General features: G+C 63.1%; 19 protein-coding genes. 18 read left to right on the top strand and 1 reads right to left on the bottom strand.

The genetic code is table 11. The features are described 5' to 3' along the window. Window positions 1-74 precede the first annotated feature (74 nt). Window positions 75-1,169 carry a replication initiation protein gene (locus V473_RS19565; protein ID WP_066609071.1) on the bottom strand — a complete coding sequence of 365 codons (1,095 nt, stop codon included), beginning with the start codon at window positions 1,167-1,169 and terminating at the stop codon, window positions 75-77. 750 nt (window positions 1,170-1,919) lie between these two features. Between V473_RS19565 and V473_RS19560 the strand changes: the two genes are divergently transcribed. The 18 genes from V473_RS19560 to arsH all read left to right on the top strand — a co-directional run bounded on the left by V473_RS19560 (window position 1,920) and on the right by arsH (window position 20,118). Continuing rightward, complete coding sequence (locus V473_RS19560; protein ID WP_066609015.1) at window positions 1,920-2,240, top strand: single-stranded DNA-binding protein; 321 nt, start codon at window positions 1,920-1,922, stop codon at window positions 2,238-2,240. 82 nt (window positions 2,241-2,322) lie between these two features. Next, window positions 2,323-3,222, top strand: coding sequence for a DUF7146 domain-containing protein (locus V473_RS19555; protein ID WP_066609013.1), 900 nt, complete (start codon window positions 2,323-2,325; stop codon window positions 3,220-3,222). Window positions 3,223-3,291: 69 nt separating this feature from the next. Further along, on the top strand, window positions 3,292-7,509 hold the full coding sequence (locus tag V473_RS19550) for a strawberry notch-like NTP hydrolase domain-containing protein (protein ID WP_066609012.1): 4,218 nt from the start codon (window positions 3,292-3,294) through the stop codon (window positions 7,507-7,509). Between the two features lie 123 nt (window positions 7,510-7,632). Further along, a complete protein-coding gene (locus V473_RS19545; protein WP_066609011.1) occupies window positions 7,633-9,687 on the top strand; it encodes a ParB/RepB/Spo0J family partition protein in 2,055 nt (684 codons plus the stop codon). Window positions 9,688-9,826: 139 nt separating this feature from the next. Beyond that, complete coding sequence (locus V473_RS19540) at window positions 9,827-10,750, top strand: ArdC family protein (RefSeq protein WP_066609010.1); 924 nt, start codon at window positions 9,827-9,829, stop codon at window positions 10,748-10,750. A 131-nt stretch (window positions 10,751-10,881) separates the two neighbouring features. Continuing rightward, window positions 10,882-11,517 carry a hypothetical protein gene (locus tag V473_RS19535; RefSeq protein WP_066609008.1) on the top strand — a complete coding sequence of 212 codons (636 nt, stop codon included), beginning with the start codon at window positions 10,882-10,884 and terminating at the stop codon, window positions 11,515-11,517. Window positions 11,518-11,542: 25 nt separating this feature from the next. After that, window positions 11,543-12,154, top strand: a complete 612-nt coding sequence (locus V473_RS19530; protein ID WP_066609006.1) for a DUF6927 domain-containing protein — start codon at window positions 11,543-11,545, stop codon at window positions 12,152-12,154. Beyond that, window positions 12,147-13,070 carry a hypothetical protein gene (locus tag V473_RS19525; RefSeq protein ID WP_066609004.1) on the top strand — a complete coding sequence of 308 codons (924 nt, stop codon included), beginning with the start codon at window positions 12,147-12,149 and terminating at the stop codon, window positions 13,068-13,070. The genes V473_RS19530 and V473_RS19525 overlap by 8 nt, the downstream gene beginning before the upstream one ends. A gap of 27 nt (window positions 13,071-13,097) precedes the next feature. Next, on the top strand, window positions 13,098-13,544 hold the full coding sequence (locus V473_RS19520; RefSeq protein WP_066609003.1) for a hypothetical protein: 447 nt from the start codon (window positions 13,098-13,100) through the stop codon (window positions 13,542-13,544). Between the two features lie 244 nt (window positions 13,545-13,788). Next, on the top strand, window positions 13,789-14,736 hold the full coding sequence (locus V473_RS19515; RefSeq protein WP_066609001.1) for a DUF2493 domain-containing protein: 948 nt from the start codon (window positions 13,789-13,791) through the stop codon (window positions 14,734-14,736). Next, the gene (locus tag V473_RS19510; protein ID WP_244884521.1) at window positions 14,678-15,592 is read left to right on the top strand and encodes a hypothetical protein; all 915 of its coding nucleotides are present in this window, start codon (window positions 14,678-14,680) and stop codon (window positions 15,590-15,592) included. Before V473_RS19515 ends, V473_RS19510 begins: the two co-directional genes overlap by 59 nt. Window positions 15,593-16,074: 482 nt before the next feature. Next, window positions 16,075-16,488 carry a single-stranded DNA-binding protein gene (locus V473_RS19505; RefSeq protein ID WP_066608998.1) on the top strand — a complete coding sequence of 138 codons (414 nt, stop codon included), beginning with the start codon at window positions 16,075-16,077 and terminating at the stop codon, window positions 16,486-16,488. Window positions 16,489-16,586: 98 nt separating this feature from the next. Further along, entirely contained in the window at window positions 16,587-16,919 is a 333-nt protein-coding gene (locus V473_RS19500) for an ArsR/SmtB family transcription factor (protein WP_024020061.1), read from the top strand. 11 nt (window positions 16,920-16,930) lie between these two features. Continuing rightward, window positions 16,931-17,458: an arsenate reductase ArsC gene (locus tag V473_RS19495; protein WP_107125813.1), complete on the top strand. Its 528-nt coding sequence runs from the start codon at window positions 16,931-16,933 to the stop codon at window positions 17,456-17,458. After that, window positions 17,458-17,889, top strand: coding sequence for an arsenate reductase (glutaredoxin) (gene arsC / locus V473_RS19490; protein ID WP_066608997.1), 432 nt, complete (start codon window positions 17,458-17,460; stop codon window positions 17,887-17,889). The genes V473_RS19495 and arsC overlap by 1 nt, the downstream gene beginning before the upstream one ends. Next, complete coding sequence (gene arsB, locus V473_RS19485) at window positions 17,886-18,950, top strand: ACR3 family arsenite efflux transporter (RefSeq protein WP_066608996.1); 1,065 nt, start codon at window positions 17,886-17,888, stop codon at window positions 18,948-18,950. The genes arsC and arsB overlap by 4 nt, the downstream gene beginning before the upstream one ends. Continuing rightward, entirely contained in the window at window positions 18,923-19,378 is a 456-nt protein-coding gene (arsN2, locus tag V473_RS19480) for an arsenic resistance N-acetyltransferase ArsN2 (RefSeq protein ID WP_244884519.1), read from the top strand. The genes arsB and arsN2 overlap by 28 nt, the downstream gene beginning before the upstream one ends. Continuing rightward, window positions 19,378-20,118 carry an arsenical resistance protein ArsH gene (gene arsH, locus V473_RS19475; protein WP_024020066.1) on the top strand — a complete coding sequence of 247 codons (741 nt, stop codon included), beginning with the start codon at window positions 19,378-19,380 and terminating at the stop codon, window positions 20,116-20,118. The genes arsN2 and arsH overlap by 1 nt, the downstream gene beginning before the upstream one ends. The last annotated feature ends 71 nt before the right edge of the window (window positions 20,119-20,189 follow it).

The following is a 20,189-nucleotide window of genomic DNA, read 5'->3' as shown; positions in this document are numbered from 1 at the left end:
GCCCATCGCCGCTTATCCAAGGGTCTATCCTGACTCGGTGGGGGCGACGGAAAATTGCACCGGTGCAATTTCGCTCATGGACGACCCCTTCGAGCAACGAAACTCTCACAAAAACCCGTCCAAGAACTTGTCAGCTTTGCGCCTTTGAGCTTCGCCAGACGGTCTCCCATCTGCTGGCGATAAGCGTCGGCGATGAGATCGATGTCCCATCCGCCCCCATGCGTGCGGGCAATCGCGGCCAAGCCTTCCGCGTTGAACCGGATCGTTCCTTGCGGAAAGACGATCTCCGAACTTTTCTCCGGCGCGATAAGCGCGCTGATGGCAGCCTTGACGACCGATCCCACTTCCACCGTGTCGGCGACCGCTTCCACAGCCCCTTCCCGGCGCGCCTTGCGTCCCGTCGAGTGCCGCTCAATCTCATCGACGGTCGCGATCTGCGCTGGCGCATCCTTCGGTTCGAAACGGAACTCGATCTCGGTCACCGTTCGGCCTTGCCGTATCTCCCTCCACTCAACTCGGAAGTGAGCCAGCTGATCAATCTCAGCTTTTGCCTTTTCGAGCACCTTGCGACGGAGTTGCGCGAAATCCTTATACACGTCGGGCGATATGCCCAGCGCAGCACGCAGCGCTGCCATATCGCCCTTCCAAGTCGACTGGCGACGATGGAGCCGCAGCGATCCAATCTCATAGAGTTTGAGCGCATAGCTCGATCGGAAGCCCAGCACCGCCTGCCTATTAAGAACGGCATAGCTTTCGGATTCCTGGATGAGCTTGCGCGCATCAGGCGTAAACTCCCATTCGATCCAACCCGCATCCGCGCCGTCTGTATCTTCCGCCTCTTCGCGAGACGACGAGATTAGCGAAAAACGCAGCGTAGCTTTCTTGCCTCGCCAGGACCGGTCGTCGATCGCAAACAAGGTCCGGTGAAGTTCCTCCAACATGTCGGAGATACGTTCATTACCCTTATGACCGCGGCGAATATCGGCCTTGCGCATGCGATGCGGCCGATCTTGCCAGGCATCGCCGCCTGCGGTCAGAATCATCAACGCGAGCAATCGGGACGCCGTCAGGCTGAGCGACTGGCCTTTCACGAATTTGATCTCAACGATGCTGCCGGGCTTGGCAAACTCCTCGCCACCTTTCGCTTGCAAAGCCGCCGCGACTCGCATGGCACGGCCCGGCGCCGAATCGGCTTGCGCCTCTTGCGCTGCATCGGCGCTTAGATTTTCCGCATGTTCCATGTCATATAGGCCGAACGCATATTGGCAGATTCGCCTAGTTGCTGCCTGACCTGTCCTCTCTCGTCAAGTCAGGACAGGCAGCAACACTTTCTGTCGCCCCCATCCGGTCAGGTTAGAGCCGTATGGCAGTCCCGCAAAAGCACTGGGATCCTGCCGAGTCGCAATGCAATTCGCGTTCTCTTCGTTTTCGGCTCGCTGATGCTCGATAAACGCGGCAGAATGACATTATTCCCGAGCGCGGTGCCGCCAAAAGCCATTGCCCCCAATCGGTCAGGATAGCCCCAATAGGTCAGCTATCTACCCCCGACCGGTCAGGATGACGCCCCCGCAAGGTCAGGCAAAATCCCCCGCGCGGTCAGGGCAAACGCGGCAGATCATTGAAATTGCATGTCTTTTCGGCACCGAATCTGAATCACTTAGAATCATGAATCCTTCCGCTGCGAGCAGCGGCGTTGTTTTAGTTTGATTCTAAAAGAACAAGCAGGCGATTCGCTGACCCTCTAGGTCGGATAGCATAACCAGTTTCCCCCTAGCTGGGGGGATACCGCCAGACCAGTGTTCCACGATAGCATGCCGGTCTCGATCCTTGGCAGATCCGCCAGCGACGAGATCCCCGGCGATCCGACCGCAGCTGAATCACCGCTCGTCGCCGCTGGGCAGACGCAGTGAGGAGGTCGCATGATCAATTTTGCCAAATTCGAGATCATCGGACGGATCGGTGAGATCGACGCCAAGCCCAAGGTCACGAACATCTCGGTTTGCGCGAACTATCGCCGCCGCGCAGAAGGCGACCAGTGGATCGAGGATAGCTACTGGAACCGCGTCGTCATTTTCAGCGACGGCCAGCGGAAATATATCGATGAGAAGGCCCAGGTTGGCGATCTTGTGCGGATCGCCGGACGGCTCCGTGACACCTCCTACGAGCGCGACGGGACAACCCACTACACGACCGACCGGATTGTCGAAGAGTTCGGCGTGCTCGCGGCAAAAGCGGCATAGGTCGTAGGAGGCCGCGCTGATCGGGCAAGAGGGGAGGGGGCATGCGCGGAGCGAACCTAAATTTTCGATAGGAGTTTCGCTTATGCCAGCCACCATCGACGCGGCGGTTCGCGCCAAGCAGATCGTCGAGAGCCTGGGCGGACGCTGGTCTGGATCGCGCGGAGAGTGCCGTTGCCCCGCCCATGACGATCACTCCCCCAGTCTTTCGGTCCGCCTCGGCACCAAGGCGATCCTGTTCAAATGCTTCGCGGGATGCACATCGACCGATATCCTCAAGGCTCTCGATCGTCAGGGTTTGCACGATCGAGAGCCGGTCCATGTCGAACCGCGCGCGCCGTCACGCGATCTGAGTGGTTTGGCCAGGTCATTATGGCAGCACAGCATCCCCATCGCCGGCACACCAGCTGAAGCCTATCTTCATGCTCGGGGTCTTTATGCGGCAACGCCCGACCTTCGCTTCAATCCGCAAACGATCATAGGGAAGGGGAAGGATCGGCGCAGCCTTCCCGCAATGATCGCAGCGGTGAGAAATGAGCTTGGCCTGGTCGCGGTCCACCGGACTTTCCTCGATCCCACAAACATTTTGCGGCGGCCCTTCCACAAACCCAAGCTGGCGCTGGGCCTGCTCGGCTCGGGCAGCGTGCGGTTTGGTGAGCCGGATGACGTTCTGGGCATCGCCGAAGGGATCGAAGATGCCCTGTCCGCCATCGACTGGTTCCAATTGCCGGTTTGGGCTGTGCTTGGTGCCGAGCGCTATGCTCACGTCGGCATACCGTCCCATGTGAAGCGCGTCATCGTGTTTGGTCAGCGGAACAAGGCGGCGAAGATCTGCCTGAAGAGGGCAGGGGTGCACCTCAGCGGCAACGGGCGAAGGGTCGAGGAGTGGCTCCCATCCGAGCATGACGATTGGAACGATGCTCTGCGCGATCGGCTTGCCCGCAATGCCGTTCCTCGCACCGTGATCCAGACACACCCCCACTGAAGAGAGGAGAGGAGGCCTCCGGCTTATTGATCCGGTGATGGGCACCGGACGATACGATGGAGGCCTTCAATGCACACCTCAGCCGCTGCTCTCGAACTCGATTTCATCGAACCATCCGTTACCGCCGCGAACGCGGTCTGTGCCCTGCTGCGCAAAGGCGACGGCATGGACCGGCCTGGCCTGCTCCGGGCGATGGAAAGTTCCTATGGTTCAACCGCTGCTGACGGGCACTGGTCACTCCGCGACGCCTATGATGTGCTGGAGCTGGCCCAGGTCCTGCACCTTGCCAAGCTCGACCTGCCGCAAGAGCCCGCCGAGTGCCTGGCGGCCCTGACGGCGCTCACCGCATCCCTCCCGACGCATACTGTGCGCAGCGAAGAACAGATCGCGCTCCAGCAATTTTCGACACCGGCCGCGATTGCCTATCTTGCCGCGCTCGCCGTTCGCATTACCACAGCCGATACCGTTCTGGAGCCCTCCGCCGGCACCGGGCTCCTCGCCGTTTTCGCCGCGCGCGCTGGCGCCAAGCTTGTCCTCAACGAGATCGATCCGGCGCGCGCTGACATGCTCCAGGCAGCATTCCCCACCGCACCTGTCAGTCGCCACGATGGCGAACTCATCGACGATCTGCTGCCGCTGTCGATCCGCCCGACCGCCGTGCTCATCAACCCGCCCTTTTCTCGCAGCATCGGTCGGCATGCCGACCCGCTTGCCGCGTTCCGCCACTTGCGCGCCGCCCTGAAACGGCTTGATGCCGGGGGGCGCTGCGCCGCTATCCTTCCCGATCGCGTGGATACATCGAGCCGCGCCTGGGCGAAGGCGACTGAGGGCTGTGCGATCACGCTCCACGTCGAACTGCCCGCCAATGCCTATGCCAAACATGGCACCAGCCAGACCGTGAAGCTCATCGTTCTGAAAAAAGCTTTTCAGGATGACGTCGCAATCGTTCGGTGCAACTCACTCCCCGAAGCGCTCGCGACGATCAGCGCTTCCGCGGCCAGCTTCACGGAAACCCCGAGACTCTCCCCAGCGCGCCTTGCACCAACCCGTGCGCGCGCATCCCTGCTCGGCGGTCTCTCGAGCAGACCCCGGCTTTCGGCCCCGATCGCGACGGCCGCCCAATCCCTCAGCGCGCTTGATATCGGCTACACCGTCTTTGCTGAACCCGTACCTACTGGCGAGGCGGTCGGTGTTTACTTGCCGTACAGGCCGAGCCGCATCGCTATTCCCTGTGCATCCCCGCATCCGACCGCTCTGGTGGAATCGATCGCCATGGGCTCGATTACGGCACCGCGGCCATCTTACGTTCCGAAGCTGCCGGCCGGTGTAGTCGACAACCGGGTGCTGTCCGATGCTCAGCTCGAAACGCTGATCTACGCCGGTGACGCTTTCGAGCGCGACATCTCCGGTCTGTTCAAGGCGTCCGAGGAAGGATTGTCGCTCGCGCCGGACCAGGACGGTCGCCCTTATCGGACCGGATTCTTCCTTGGCGACGGCACGGGTGCCGGCAAGGGCCGTCAGGTTGCCGCCATCATCCTCGACCAGTGGCTACGCGGGCGCCGCAAGCACATCTGGATATCCAAGACCGAGACGCTGCTGGAGGATGCACGTCGCGACTGGACCGCGGTCGGCGGTCTCGCGCTCGACATCCAGCATCTCAATCAGTGGAAGCTGGGCTCGGCCGTAGGCGCGGCCGAGGGTGTGCTCTTCCTCACTTATGCGACGCTCCGCTCCAACCGGGGGGACAAGGGCACTCGCCTTCAGCAGATCCTCGACTGGGTCGGTGACGATTTTGACGGCATGATGGTGTTCGACGAGGCGCACGAAATGGCGGGTGTCGCCGGCGGCGAAGGCCGTTTCGGCACCAAGGACGGCTCCGATCAAGGCATCGCCGGCGTGCGCTTGCAAAACCTGCTGCCCCGTGCCCGCGTCCTTTACGTGTCGGCAACCGGCGCGTCGGACGTCAACAATCTCGCTTATGCCACCCGGCTTGGCCTGTGGGGTCCGACCACCGCCTTCGCCGATCGCCGCGCATTCGTCGACAGTTTGCGGCGTGGCGGGATCGCGGCGATGGAATTGATCGCCCGTGACCTGAAGATGCAGGGCCTCTATGTCGCCAGGGCGCTCAGTTTCGCCGGTGTCGAATATGACATCCTCGAACATCGCCTGACGCCCGATCAGGTCGAGGTCTATGACGCCTATGCCGATGCGTGGGCGATCATCCACGCCAATGTGCGCACCGCGCTCGATGCCACCCGGGTGACGGACAGTTTCTCCAACGACACCTACAACAGCGGCGCGAAGGCCGCTGCGCTGTCGATCTTCGAATCCACCAAACAGCGGTTCTTCGGCCAAATCCTGATCGGCATGAAGCTGCCCTCGCTGATCCCGGCGATCAATGCGGATCTGGCCCGGCGCGAGAGCGTCGTGATCCAGCTCGTCTCGACGTCCGAGGCGATGCTCAACCGGGCACTGGCCGCGCTGAATGCCGAGGACCGGGCGAATCTGGATATAGAGCTTTCACCCAAAGAGTTCGTCATGTCCTATCTGACGGCCGCCTTTCCCGTCCGACAGATGAAGACCTTCGTTGACGACACCGGCAAGACGCGCTCCGAGCCTATGTCCGACGAGGATGGGCGTCCCATCTTCAGCCAGGAAGCGCTCGAGATGCGCGACAATCTCGTCGAGCGGTTCTGCTCCCTGCCGATCGTGGGGTCCGCCCTTGATCATATCATCGGGCACTTTGGGACCGATGCGGTCGCCGAGGTGACGGGACGCAGCCGACGCATCGTCATCGACGCGCACGGTCGCCAGCGTATCGAGAGCCGTTCGCAGCGAGCAAACCTTGCCGAGACCGACGCCTTCATGCGGAACGAGAAGAAGATCCTGATCTTTTCCGATGCAGGCGGCACCGGGCGCAGCTATCACGCGAGTCTCACCGCCGAGAACCAGTCGCGCCGCAACCACTATCTGCTCGAGCCCGGTTGGCGCGCTGACGCGGCCATCCAGGGTCTCGGTCGCACGCACCGCACGCATCAGGCATCCGCGCCGCTGTTCCGTCCGGTATCGACTGACTGCCGCGGCGAGCGGCGTTTCATCTCGACCATCGCCCGCCGCCTCGACAGCCTTGGCGCCCTGACACGGGGTCAGCGCCAGACGGGTGGCCAGGGTCTGTTCGACCCGCGTGACAATCTTGAAAGTGACTATGCCAAGGAATCCCTCGAAACATGGTTCCGCCTGCTTGCCGACGGTAAACTGCGCTCGACCACGCTTGGCGAATTCCAGACGCTGACCGGACTTGAGCTCGAGGGCGAAGGCGGCGGGCTGAAGGAGGAGTTGCCGCCCATCCAGCGCTGGCTTAATCGCATTCTCGCGCTGCGCATCGCGCTGCAGAATGCGATCTTCGATGAATATCTCGGCCTGATTGAGGCCCGGATCGAAGCGGCGCGCGACGCTGGCACGCTCGATCTTGGCGTCGAGAGCATCAATGCCGAACGCATCACCATCCTCGATCGCACGGTAATCCGGCGCGACCAGACCAGCGGCGCAGAAACGGAGATTCTGCGCCTCGAAACGGAAGAGCGCTACAAGCCGATCCCGCTCGACCGTGCGTTGCGTATCCTGGGCGATGACGCGCGCCCGATCGTGAATCGCAAGTCCGGCAGGGCCGCGATCCGGTGCAGCACCTATTCGCTTACCGATGACGATGGAGAGATCGTCCGCCGCTACGAACTGGTTCGGCCGACCCGTTCCGAGCGGATGCGGCAGGATTTGCTACTCGAAACGAAGTGGGAAGAGACGAGCGAGGAGGAATTTTCGACGCTATGGCAGGCCGAGGTAGAGGAGATGCGGGACAAGACCCGCACCAGCACGCTCTATCTGGTCGCGGGCCTGCTCCTGCCGGTCTGGGATCGCTTGCCCGACGATCATGTTCAGGTCTGGCGCCTGAACACCGATGACGGTCAGTCTTTCCTCGGCCGGATCGTTCCAGCACCACTGGTATCGAAGCTCGCGGACGCCTTCGGGATCAACGCCGCCATCACCGTGTCAGGCGACGATACCGCAAAGCATGTGATGACGACCGGCGAGATATCGTCCGTCGGAGCCTACCGGCTCAAGCGCAGCCTGGTCGCCGGGCAGCAGCGCCTCGAACTGCTCGATTGGCCGCACACGCGGCTTGCCGAACTCAAGGCGGCCGGCTGTTTTACCGACATCATCCAGCACAGGACGCGGATGTTCGTTCCCGTCGCGAATGCCGCTGCCGTCATCGAGCGCATCGCCGCCTGACGATCGAGGTCCTCTCTCCGCGCCCAGCGCAGGAGAGGGGAGGGGGCCTTCGGCTTTGTGGGCCTGATGAGCAGGCTCGCGTGACCGTCGAGGCGGCGCGCCAGTTCCAGATGGAGACGAAAGATGATCCAGTCCGTGAAGGTCAAGAACCTCTCGCTGTCGAAGGACAATGTCCGCAAATCGAGCCGTGACGCCGGTATCGACGCCCTAGCCGCCAGCATCGCAACGCAAGGCTTGTTGCAGAACCTCATCGTTACCCCGCTCAAGAAAGCGGGCCATTTCACCGTCAAGGCGGGCGGGCGCCGGCTGCGCGCACTCCAGAGCCTGATCGAGCAGGGCATTCTGCGGGTCGACCATGTCGTGCCCGTCCTCGTCCTTACCGACGACGACAACTCGGTCGAGGCGAGCCTCACCGAGAATTTCCAGCGCGTTCCGATGAACCCGGCGGATGAAAGCACCGCGTTCAACTTCCTCATCCAGAAGGGGATGACCGCCGAGGACGTTGCCAAGCGACAGGGCGTCACCACCCGCTTCGTCGAGCAGCGGGTGCGGCTTGCCGAGCTTGCACCAAGCGTGTTCCAGGCTCTCGCCGCCGGCGAAATCACCCTGGGGGTCGCCCAGGCCTATGCCGTGACGAGCGACATCGATCGTCAGGCTCGCGTGTTCGCACAGATGAGTACCTCCTATTATGGCGATCAGCCCGACAACATCCGGCGTGCGATCCTCAACGGGACGATTAAGGCGAACGATGCCAAGGCGCGGTTCATCGGTCGCGATGCCTATGTCGCCGCAGGCGGCCGCATCGAGGGTGATCTCTTTGCCGCCGAGGGGGACGAGAACTGGATCGACGTCGATCTTCTTGAAGATCTTGCCGGCAAAAAGCTGGAGGCGGCCGCCGCCGAACTCGCGCAGGCCGAGGGCCTCGCATTCGTGACGCCGATTGCGGCCACCCACGTTCCCTACGATCTCGAGCGTCAGCTTCATGAGTTTCACGCGCCCGCGCGGCCGCTTAGCGAAGCGGAAAGCGCGCGCGTCGAAGCGCTTTCTGCCGAGAATGACCAACTCGTCGACCAGCTTGAAGGCGAACTGACCGATGGGACGGCGGAAGCCGAGGCCGCGAACGATCGTCTCGACGAAATCGAACGGGAGCTTGAAAGCATCGAGGAATCCCGTCGCGAGATCGATCCAGCGGTCCGGGCGCAGATCGGGACGTTTGTCTACATCGGCGGTGATGGCGAAGCCCGCGTTCACACCCGCATGTTCAGCGAGAAGCCCGTTGTCGATCCGAATGCTCCGCCCAAGGTGACGGGCGGTGGCAATGGTGACGACGGCGCTGGCGACATCGATCATGGACCCAAACTCAGCGCTACGCTGATTGACGAGCTGGCGACCCAGCGCCGGCAGATCCTCGTCGCGCACATCGCCAGTGATCCGGCGCTGGCGCTGGACCTGACCATCTTCCTGATGGCGCAGAATGTCGTCTTCGAGCAGAACTACGTCCGCAATCACTCGACGCTCAAGTCCAGCGGGGCGCAATTCCCGATCTTCGGCTTCCGTGACGAAGGGTCGATGGCGTCGCAGACCATCGAGGACCAGCGCCAGCGTCTCGATACGAGCTGGGCCGGTCACAAGACCATGACCGAACGGTTCGACGCCTTCCGCGCGCTCGACGACGAGGCCCGCGGCAATTGGGTGGCCTTCTCGATCGCTCGCACGCTGGAGCCGAGCCTGAATGTTGCCGAGGGCGGACGGTCAAACGGATTCCACGACCATCTTGGCCGCGCGCTCGACATCCAGGTCGAGCATTGGTGGCGCCCCACGGCCGAGAATTTCTTCGGCCGCGTCAAAAAGGACGTCATGCTCGACGCGCTCGAGGACATTGGCGGGCCGATCCTGCGCGGGCGCTACAAGGACGCCAAGAAGGGCGACCTTGCCGCGACCTGCGCCTCGCTCTGCAACGGGCAGGGGATCGTCGAGGCCGAGGTCCGCGAAAAGGCGGCGGCTTGGCTGCCGGATGCGATGCGCTTCGATGCCATCGAAACGCCAGAGACCATCGCGCTGCGCTCGACCTTCATCGACGAGGGCGATGACGTCGATCCCGGCGATGATGGTGACGAGGAGTCCGACCCTGATGATGCGACGCACGACGGTCAGGAGGATTTGAGCGAGGCGGCCTGACGCCCGCTTGCACAGTTCGAGGCGACTGGGGGCGGCACTCTTCGCGGAGTGCCGCCCCTCCTTTTGTGCCCCGACGGCGGCCTCTCAGAGGGGAGGGCGCTGCTCCGGGCTCGCCTCTACCAGATCAGGAGAAATTGCTGTGGCAAAGACCACCGATAAACCGTCGCCCGCCGACACCATCACAAACGCGATCATCGACAAACTCGAATCCGGCGTGCGCCCTTGGGTGAAGCCGTGGCGACCTGGCCTTGGCGGCCGTCCACTTCGCGCGACCGGCGACCCGTACAAGGGCATCAATTGCTTCTGGCTGTGGCTCTGCGCCGAAGGGGCGGGCTACCATTCGCGCACCTGGATGACCTACAAGCAGTCGCAGGCGCTGGGCGGTCAGGTGCGCGAAGGCGAGCGGTCGCAGATCGCCATCTTCTACAAATCGTACAGCAAGATCGTGGAATCGCCCGTTACCGGGGACACCACCGACGAAATGCGCCGGGTGCTGCGATCCTATGCCGTCTTCAATGCCGATCAGATCGAGGGGCTGCCGGAGAAGTTTTATCCATGCCCGGTCAACGTGGTCGCCCCTGACGACGAGTTGCCGGATCGCGCGGAGCGCTTTCTCGATGCCCTTCCGGCGAAGGTTCACCAGAGCGGCGATCGGGCTTTTTACGACCGCGTGGCCGATAGCATCACGATGCCGCCCGTCGCGTTGTTTTCCACCCGCGCGTATTTCGCTTCGACGTTGGCGCATGAGGCAGGGCATTGGACCGGCCATCCTGACCGGCTCAACCGGGAGTTCGGCAGGAAATTCGGCGACAACGCCTATGCTTTCGAAGAGCTTTGCGCCGAGATGACGTCCGCCCTGCTCGGCGCGGATCTTGGCCTCCCGACCGCCCATATCGACGATCATGCAGCATATATCGGCTCGTGGCTCGCGGTGCTGCGCAAGGATTCCCGCGCCATCATGACGGCCGCCGCAAAAGCCGAAGCGGCGGCCGCTTTTCTGCTCCGCGCAACGGGCCTCGCCACGTCGGACGAAGCCAAGGAACAGATCCGTGAAGCAGCATGATCGCGGCGATCGCCCGCCCCGACCCCGGCGCCTCCCGCCGGTTCGCCGTAGCGTTCCGCTGCCGCAAGGAGGGGGAGGAGAGGACGCCTTCGGCCTTTTGAGCGCGCCAGAGCGCTCAGAAGGAGGCTCCCATGTTCTACGATACGCTCTACCGCCACAATCAGGCCCTTTCCCCCGCCGGCCTGGACCATCTGCCGGCGGCGCTCCACGCCCTCAACGCCGCCGTCGAAGACTGTCAGCGTGCTGGCAAGCCAGTTGCCAGCGACGCGGCAACCCTTCTCCTCATCCGCCATCTGGCAGACGTTGCCGAACGCGATGCGCCCAGCGCGGCCGCCCTTCGCCTTCGTTGCGAAGCGGATCGCCTGGCGGTCGACGCCGCACCAGCGCTGCTCGACATTGCCGGAAAGAGCGTCGGCGGAAACTACCACGCCAAACGGACCTTCCACTATCAGGCGCGCCGCGCGCTTACACATCTCGTGACGGCAATCGGCCTCGACATGGACGACGCCCGTATCAACACCATCCTGGGGGCCGATCACGAAGACGGCACGACGGAGCTGCGCCACGCGGAACTCGCCGTTCGCGTGGTCCCGCGCGGCTTTCTTCCGGACAGCGAGGTCTCGATCAGCCGCTGTCGTGACGGGCAGGAGATCGGCAAGCCCCACCGCGCGCCGATCACCGAGTTACTCGACGTGGCCGCGTTCCAGCGCCGGCTTGCCGGCATGCTCGGCGATATCGGCGCGGTGCGTTTCGCGGCTGCCGCCTGAACCCCGCAATTGCAGGAGATCTCTCATGGGTTGGCTCTTCATGCGCGATATGGGTGGCTACGCCACTCCGCGCTCCTATCTCGACAACCAGTTCACCTATGCTCACGCAGACCATCGTCTCACGGTTCTCGCGTCTTCGATGGTCGGATCTACCTATTATGCGGCGTGCGAACGGATCGAGGCGTCCGGCGCTCGGGCCGTCTTCGCCGTTGTGTGCCTGACCCGGCAAACCACCGGCGCGCGCGACGGCTGCACGTTCGGCTACAAAGACATGACGGAAACGATGGGACCGTGCGAAAGCGACTGCCCTGCTGCCATTCTCGATGAACTGACCGAGACCGACAACGCCTATGCCTCCGAATGGCGCGCACGCTGCCGTGCCAACCTTGTTCGCCGCAAACTAGAACGCGCGAAGCCGGTCCCGAAGCCGGGACAGACCATCGTCTTCGACGAGTCCATCCGTTTCAATGACGGCGAGGAACGCGCCCGCTTCACGGTCATTGCCAATCCGAAGGGCAAGGCCCCGCTATTTCGCGATCCCATAACCGGCGCCGTGTGCCGGATTGCGAAGCTCAGGACGCGCGCATACCGGCTTATCAACCCGGCCATCGTCCCAAAGGATCCGACCGATGGTTGAGCGCGCGCCGGTGATCGCGGCCTGGGGTGCGGGGGTCGATTCCACCGCCATGATCATCGAGCTCGTCGAACGAGGTGAGCCGATCGATATGGTGCTGTTCGCCGATACCGGTTCCGAGAAGACCGACACCTATGCGTTCATCCCGGTCTTTCGTCGTTGGATGGACCGTCACGATGTGGCGTCCGATATCGTCCGCTACGAACCACGAAATTTCAAGCATTGGCCGCCCTATGATAGCTTGGGCACCAACATGCTGACCAACGCCACCCTGCCGTCCAAGGCATTTGGGCGGGGGTCTTGCTCGCTCAAATGGAAGGTGGCGCCGCAGGACAAATGGACGGCGCAATGGGCACCCGCGATACGGTGCTGGGGAGAAGGCGGACGTGTCGTCAAACTGATCGGCTATGACTGTTCCAGTGCCGATCAGCGTCGCTACGCCCACGCCGAGGGATATGCCGACCCACGCTATGACTATCGTTATCCCCTTCGCGAACTGGGCTGGACCCGGGCGGATTGCATTGCACGCATTGAGCGTGCGGGCCTGCCTGTACCGCCCAAATCCTCCTGTTTCTTCTGTCCCGCGATGCGGCCGCACGAAGTGGATGCACTCTCGAAGGATGAACTTCGCACCATCGTTCTGATGGAGGCTCGCGCAAAACCTCGCTTGCGCACGATCGATGGCCTCTGGCGCAAGCCCGTTGTCGGGCGCGGTGGGGCAACACCGAGACCGGGCAATATCACCGCCTATATCCGTCAGCACGGCCTTCTCTCGCCGAGCGAGGTTGATCGGATCGTGGCGGATGCACCGCTCGCGCTGGTCGCGTTCCAGGCGGCGCAAGCCTGCAAGCCCGTCGAGCAGCGCATGTCGATGGCGCGCTGGCTCGACGCATTCCACCGTGGTCAGTCCGCAGGCTGACCCCCCTCACTAGCTACGGAGACTCTCATGGCCGATCGCGCTTCTGTCGCGATCCGCATCGGCGGATCGCTGTCCCCTGACCTCCTTCCCGGCTTTTGCGCTGCCGTCGAGAGCGACGGCGCCTTCACGGATTGGGAGGGCACCGCGTTCGACCCGGACGATCTCGATCGGAGCGTTCCCCTGTACCTGGCCGACCATGAGGTCGCCTGGGGCCGGTTCGAAGCGATCGAGACTTTCTGTGTCGATCATGCGCTTGTCTTCGCCCGCTGGGCGGGCGGCGCTTCTGGGGCGTTTGGCCCGGAGCGGGTGGTCTTTGACGGCACGACCGTTCGGAGTTTCAGCGCCTCGGACGATGACGAGATCCTGATCTCGGCGGAAACGGTGCGCGGTCTCGGCAGCTACGCGGCGGTGCTCTCGCATCTCGCGGCGGCGGAATTGGAGATACCCCCGTTCCGGATCGACGGCACAGGCTGAGGACAAAGCGAAAACCGGTCTGTGACGACACCTCCCCGCCAGAGGATGCTGCATATGGGCGCCCGCGAGGCGCTGGCAACCCGCGAACGGCGGGCCGAGTTGCCGTGTGCCACGGCTGCCCGCACCACCCCTTGTTCGCGAGTTTCCCTCGGCTGTGCCTCGGTGCCAGCCCCTCTTTTGCGAGCGCCCGGAGGATGCGCATCCGGCGGAGAGGCCGCCGGCACAGACAGAAAGGCTCGCTATCATGTCCACATCGCTTGCAGCCGCACTCGCGGCACTGGAGCTAGGGCACCTCGAACCCCGCGCTGAAGACCTGAGTGGCATGGCGCCGCCACCAACCGAGGCGCTGGAGCAGACCGTTACCGCAATCTGGAGCGATCTCTTCACAACGATGAGCAACACATCGATCGAGCGTGACATCGAAGATTTGGGCTGGGGACTGGTGAACCTCTTCCACCGCGCCGCCGCCAAGAAACACGGGCTGGTCGACCGGTTGACCGACGACATTCGCTTGCTCCTCGCCGAACAGGACGGCTCCGAAATCAGCACGGCCAATCTGGAGGAAAAGATCGATCTCGCCAAGAAGGTCGAGGAATCCGCGGGTGCCTTCGAAATCATGCGCGATGTCGCCGCCGCGCACTATATCCGGGAAACTGGGAGATCGTGGGTGCCATCGTCCGGCAACCGCATTTCGCTCGGTGTCACCGCCGGGATCGTCGATGGCCACGCCTTCTTGCGGGCGCGCCGCGAGCGGGCTTTGAACGCCAACACCGCGCAGGGTACGCCCGTTGTGTTCGCCGGTGGCCGCCTCACCTTCGCCAACGATTTGGATATGAAGACGTTCGCCGCTAACCTGCTGGCCACCCTCAACAAGGTTCGCGCCCATGTCGGCGACATGTATCTCGTACACGGCGGCGATATGAAGGGTATCGAACGGCTTGCAGCGTCCTGGGCCGAGCAGAATGGCATCCAGCAGGTGCGGTTCGGTCTCGATCGCAAGCTCGGAGATCGCGCTGGCTTCCGTCGCAACGAGCAGATGCTCTCGCTCAAGCCGAGATTCGTGATCGCCTTCCAGGGCAATGGCGTGACGGAGCGGCTTGTCATCGAAGCCAAGGCTCGGGGACTCCGGGTCGTTGATCGCCGCGGCCCATTGGGAAGCCCTCCTTCAGCTGCTCGTCGCGGTGCGGGCTGAAGCCGCGGGCCGCCGGTTTGCCGGCGGCCCTTTTTTGGCTCTGCTTACGGTTGTCCCATCGGAATTCCCGCCAGCGAGAGGGGAGGATGCCGAGGCGTGTTTGGTTTGGCTGAATAGCGCCGGAATCCGTCGGTCGTGTCCGCAGCGCGGATCCATTTCAGTGTCGACCAGCCATCCGCGTTGCTCACGCCGCGCCGGCCGTCGCCTTGCCACAAATGAGAGAGAGATGATGATGCGCGATCTGCATGATGAAGAACTGCGCGCTCTGCTTGCATTCCGACAGCGCCATGGGCGCTGCTGGAAGGCCGCGTTGCTGTTGCGCTGGTCGGCTGGCACCGACGCCGATGAACCCGGTTCGGCGCATTTGCGCCATCTACGCAATATCGGAGGACCGCGCTGGCTGCTCGGGCTATCGGCCGCCACGCTCGATGACGCTGCGCGGCGTTTCGCCGGAAACGTCGATCCGGCGCTGATCGACATTTTCATGGAGAATGCCACGGGCTTTGCCCGCGGCGCGTCGGCAAGCGTCGGGATCGCTCCGGCGAGCGCTGCGCATTCACTGGCCATCGCGATCGAACTTAGCCTCAAAGCCTATCTGATGAAGGCGGGCTATGCCGACGACTGGAACCGCGTCCATATTCGGCATGACCTTGAAAAGGCCTTGGCGCTTGCCGTGGCGACGGGCCTGTCGGGCTTCCCACCGGAATTTCCGCAGCTCGCGGCTATTCTTTCGCCTGCCTATGGCCGCCATCAAATCGATGCGATGTTCCGGGGCGGGGCTTCACCTTTCGATGTGACGGACGCCTCGCTGTGCGTCGACCGTCTCCTTGCCGTAATCCGGGCGCAGATCGCGTAACCGGCGCTCCAATGGTAGCCTTGCGCGTTGGTCAAAGACGGGCTCACCGAGCCCGTTGAGGCCGGGGGTGACCCTGCCGTAACACGGACGACAGAGCCATCACCTCCTTTCTCGTACCGGGCATCGCCGCTTCGCTGGGGACGGGTCAGAAATGGGAGAATGTGCCGTTCAGTGGTTATGAGGGCTCTGCGGGGCGTAGATTGTCGCAGCGGTGGGGCGTGGTTTCTGCACCGGTTCCTGGTGTCATAGAACCCAAGCGACCATCCCTTCTTTTTGACCTGATCCCTAAGTCGGTCGTTCGGTGCCTCCAACCCGCTCCCCTTCGGGCCGAGTTGCCGTGTGCCACGGCTGCCCGCACCACCCCTTGTGTCGGGGTTCCCCTGCGCTGCTGACGCGCTCCGGTGGAAGCACCGCCCATGCCCGCCTTTTTCGGGGGTCAGTCGAAGGGACGGTCCCTTCGGCACTCAAAAAGGAACCTCGACATGCAGAACCTCGTCATCCTTGCCGGCAATGTCGGCGCCACGCCGGAAGCCCGCACCACCCAGGGCGGCACCAAGATCACCCACTTCAGCCTCGCGACCTCGCGGCCCAAGCGGGACAGCAACGGCAAGACCATCAAAGACGATAATGGCCGTCGGATCGAGGATACCGAATGGCACCGGATCACCTGCTTCAACGGCGTCGGCAAGACCGTCGAACAATATGTCGACAAGGGCATGAAGGTGATGGTGCGCGGTCGCATCCACTACACCCGCTGGACCGACAACGAGAATATCGAACGCTACGGTGTCGAGATCATCGCCGACGAGGTGACCTTCCTGACCCGCGCCAAGTCCGCGAGCGGCGGCCAGGGCGGCAACGACAGCTCGGTGGATGACGACGACATTCCCTTCTGAGAGCCGCAAAGGCCCGGTGGCATCAGCCACCGGGCCTTTTTGCTGTTTTCGGCTTTAGGGCGGTTGCAGGAAATCCATATATCCAATAATATCGATATATGGATAATGATTCTGCTATCGATGCTCTTGGCGCACTGGCGCAAAGTACGCGGCTCGACGCCTTCCGGTTGCTGGTGCGGCATGAGCCCGCCGGCCTCGCCGCCGGGGACGTCGCCCGCCAGCTCGACATCCCCCAGAATACGATGTCCTCGCATCTCGCCGGACTTGCTCGCGCCGGTCTGGTCCGAGCCGAGCGCCACAGCCGCCATATCATCTACCGCGCCGATCTCGACCAGCTCAAGGCGCTCACCCTGTTCCTCGTCAAGGACTGCTGCGGGGGCAGGGCAGAGCTGTGCGAACCGCTGATCGCCGAGCTTATTCCCTGCTGCTGACGGAGCTTCTCATGTCTGACCGCATTTATAATGTCCTGTTTCTGTGCACCGGCAATTCCGCGCGCTCTATCCTCGCCGAGAGTGCATTGACGAAATTGGGAGAGGGCCGGTTTCGCGCCTTTTCCGCAGGCAGTTTTCCCAAGGGTGCGATCAATCCGGACGCGATCGCTCTCCTCGAGCGGATCGAGTATCCGATCGCCGGTCTACGGTCGAAAAGCTGGGATGAATTCTCCGGCCCCGATGCGCCCGCCATGGATTTCGTATTCACCGTTTGCGACGACGCGGCCGGCGAAACCTGTCCGATCTGGCCGGGTCATCCGATGACGGCGCATTGGGGCATTGAGGATCCGAGCCATGTCCAAGGCCCGACGATCGAGCGCGAACGGGCGTTCGTGACGGCTCTGCGCTATCTGGAAAATCGGATTAAGCTGTTCATCGCGCTGCCGTTCGACCGGCTCGACGCCTTGGCGTTACGCGCCCATGTTCGGGAAATTGGCCAGGTCGAAGGCGCGAGCACTCGTCGCGGGGACGCTGCGTGATGCCGATCGACGTGATCATCTATCATAATCCCGATTGCGGAACGTCGCGCAACACGCTCGCGATGATCGAAAATGCCGGCATCGAGCCGCATGTCATCGAATATCTCAAAACGCCGCCGAACCGATCGCGGCTCGCCTCGCTGATCGGGCGCATGGGGATCACGCCCCGCGATCTGCTCCGCGAGAAGGGCACACCCTATCATGAGCTCGGCCTCGCCAATCCCGCGTTGAGCGATGATGAATTGCTGGACGCCATGATCGCCCATCCGATTCTGATCAACCGGCCGATCGTCGTCTCGCCGCTGGGCGTCAAATTGTGCCGACCGTCCGAGGAAGTGCTCGATCTGTTGCCGAGCCAACAGCGCGGCGCATTCACCAAGGAGGATGGTCAGCGGGTTATCGATGCCGCCGGCAAGAGGATCGAGGGATGAGCGCCGTTGGCGCGCCGACCAAACCGGCGATCAGCAGCTTCGAACGCTATCTCAGCCTTTGGGTGGCGCTGTGCATCATCGTGGGTATCGCGCTCGGCTATGCGCTGCCGGGCCTCTTCGCCGCTATCGCCGCGGCCGAGATCGCCCGTGTCAATCTCGTCGTGGCGGCGTTGATCTGGCTTATGATCATTCCGATGCTGCTCAAGATCGACCTTGGTGCTTTGGGGTCGGTGCGCCAGCACTGGAAGGGGGTCGGCGTCACCCTTTTCATCAACTGGGCGGTCAAACCCTTTTCGATGGCGTTGCTGGGCACGGTCTTCCTGGGGTGGCTGTTTCGTCCGCTGCTCCCTGCGGGCGAGGTGAGCTCTTACATCGCCGGGCTGATCCTGCTGGCGGCCGCGCCGTGCACGGCCATGGTCTTTGTCTGGTCCAACCTGTGCGAAGGCGAGCCGACCTATACGCTCAGCCAGGTGGCGCTGAACGACATCATCATGGTCTTCGCCTTTGCACCGCTGGTCGGGCTGCTGCTCGGCGTCGCCTCGATCGCGGTGCCATGGGACACGCTGCTGATTTCGGTGCTGCTCTATATCGTGGTGCCGGTCATCGTCGCCCAGATCGCGCGGCGCGTGCTGCTGGCGTCCGGCGGCGAGCCCGCGCTCGATCGCCTGCTCGCAATGCTCGGTCCCGTATCGCTGGCCGCCTTGCTGACGACGCTGGTGCTGCTGTTCGGGTTTCAGGGTGAGGCGATCATTGCCCATCCGCTCGTCATTGCGTTGATCGCCGTGCCGATCCTGATCCAGGTCTATTTCAATGCGGGCCTCGCCTATTGGCTGAGCCGCCGGTTCGGCGTGGCCTGGTGCGTTGCCGCGCCTGCCGCGCTGATCGGCGCGTCCAATTTCTTCGAGCTCGCGGTTGCCGCCGCGATCAGCCTGTTCGGCCTCAACTCGGGCGCTGCGCTGGCGACGGTCGTCGGCGTGCTGGTCGAGGTGCCGGTGATGCTCTCGGTCGTGCATATCGTGAAGGCGACGCGGCCATGGTACGAGCAGCGGGCTACGACATGATCGCTACGCGCGTCGAACTTCACCAGCTGGCCGCGCTCGCGCAGGTGCTGGCGGAAGCAGAACTGCCGGCGAGCGACATCGCAGCGCCTGGCCGTCATTTCTACAGGTTCGACGATGAGGACGGTCTGATTGGCTATGGCGGCGTAGAAGGCGCTGGAGCCGATCGTTTGCTGCGCTCCTTCATCGTCGTGGAGGCGCGTCGCGGCGCGGGTCTGGGCAGCGCCATGCTGTCCGCACTTGAACGCGCGGCCGCTGATGATGGCGCGACCCGCCTCTATCTGCTGACCACGACGGCTGAGTCCTTTTTCGGCCGCTTTGGATATGCCCCGAAACCCCGCGCCTCCGCGCCGGCGGAGATCACCGACAGCGCGGAGTTTCGCTCGCTTTGCCCTGCGAGCGCCGCCTTTCTTTTCAAACGGATTTGCTGATGTCCCGACTGCGTACACTTCCCGATCCCGATCTCATGCCGGCGCTCGATCGCGCGATGGTCCGGCATGATCTGGCGGCGGGTCTTGGTCCTCTCAATCCACCTCCGCGTATCCTGCTGCTCTATGGTTCGCTGCGCGCGCGTTCGTTCAGCCGACTTGCGGTGGAGGAGGCGGCCCGCCTGCTCATCCTGTTCGGCGCCGAGGTGCGCATATTCGATCCGAGCGATCTGCCCTTGCCCGATCAGGTCGAGGGTGACGATCATCCGGCGGTCCATGAGCTGCGCGAACATGCGCTGTGGTCGGAAGCGATGGTGTGGTGCAGCCCCGAACGGCATGGCCAGATCACCGGCATCATGAAGGCGCAGATCGACCATCTGCCGCTGGAGTTCGGCGGCAAGCGCCCGACCCAGGGGCGGACCCTCGCGGTGATGCAGGTGTCCGGCGGCTCGCAGTCGTTCAACGCGGTCAACACATTGCGGCTGCTCGGCCGCTGGATGCGGATGATCACCATCCCCAACCAGTCGAGTGTCGCCATGGCCTTCAAGGAATTCGGCGAGGACGGCCGGATGCGGGCATCCAGCTATTATGACCGGATCGTCGACGTGATGGAGGAGCTCGTTCGCTTCACGATCCTCACGCGCGGCCATGCCGATCAGCTCGTCGATCGCTATTCCGAGCGCAAAGCAGCGATACTCAGGCGCGATGCGGACAAGGATCTCGCGACGCAAGCCGTCGGCTGACCCGAAGCACGCCCTTACGGAACTGTCGTATTGAGCTGGTTCTGGAGGGTCGCGATGCTCTCGATGACAGC

The organism is Sphingobium cupriresistens LL01, assembly GCF_001046645.1.
Taxonomy (GTDB): domain Bacteria; phylum Pseudomonadota; class Alphaproteobacteria; order Sphingomonadales; family Sphingomonadaceae; genus Sphingobium; species Sphingobium cupriresistens.
The sequence above is the reverse complement of the archived record's forward strand: the minus strand, read 5'-3'. Positions and strand labels throughout refer to the sequence as shown.

Coding starts and splice junctions, on each gene's coding strand:
- V473_RS19530 (WP_066609006.1), top strand. CDS start 11,543: ATGGGTTGGCTCTTCATGCGCGATATGGGTGGCTACGCCACTCCGCGC.
- arsH (WP_024020066.1), top strand. CDS start 19,378: ATGTCCCGACTGCGTACACTTCCCGATCCCGATCTCATGCCGGCGCTC.
- V473_RS19535 (WP_066609008.1), top strand. CDS start 10,882: ATGTTCTACGATACGCTCTACCGCCACAATCAGGCCCTTTCCCCCGCC.
- V473_RS19515 (WP_066609001.1), top strand. CDS start 13,789: ATGTCCACATCGCTTGCAGCCGCACTCGCGGCACTGGAGCTAGGGCAC.
- V473_RS19565 (WP_066609071.1), bottom strand. CDS start 1,169: ATGCGAGTCGCGGCGGCTTTGCAAGCGAAAGGTGGCGAGGAGTTTGCC.
- V473_RS19500 (WP_024020061.1), top strand. CDS start 16,587: ATGGATAATGATTCTGCTATCGATGCTCTTGGCGCACTGGCGCAAAGT.
- arsC (WP_066608997.1), top strand. CDS start 17,458: ATGCCGATCGACGTGATCATCTATCATAATCCCGATTGCGGAACGTCG.
- V473_RS19550 (WP_066609012.1), top strand. CDS start 3,292: ATGCACACCTCAGCCGCTGCTCTCGAACTCGATTTCATCGAACCATCC.
- V473_RS19495 (WP_107125813.1), top strand. CDS start 16,931: ATGTCTGACCGCATTTATAATGTCCTGTTTCTGTGCACCGGCAATTCC.
- arsB (WP_066608996.1), top strand. CDS start 17,886: ATGAGCGCCGTTGGCGCGCCGACCAAACCGGCGATCAGCAGCTTCGAA.
- V473_RS19505 (WP_066608998.1), top strand. CDS start 16,075: ATGCAGAACCTCGTCATCCTTGCCGGCAATGTCGGCGCCACGCCGGAA.
- V473_RS19520 (WP_066609003.1), top strand. CDS start 13,098: ATGGCCGATCGCGCTTCTGTCGCGATCCGCATCGGCGGATCGCTGTCC.
- V473_RS19525 (WP_066609004.1), top strand. CDS start 12,147: ATGGTTGAGCGCGCGCCGGTGATCGCGGCCTGGGGTGCGGGGGTCGAT.
- arsN2 (WP_244884519.1), top strand. CDS start 18,923: ATGGTACGAGCAGCGGGCTACGACATGATCGCTACGCGCGTCGAACTT.
- V473_RS19560 (WP_066609015.1), top strand. CDS start 1,920: ATGATCAATTTTGCCAAATTCGAGATCATCGGACGGATCGGTGAGATC.
- V473_RS19545 (WP_066609011.1), top strand. CDS start 7,633: ATGATCCAGTCCGTGAAGGTCAAGAACCTCTCGCTGTCGAAGGACAAT.
- V473_RS19555 (WP_066609013.1), top strand. CDS start 2,323: ATGCCAGCCACCATCGACGCGGCGGTTCGCGCCAAGCAGATCGTCGAG.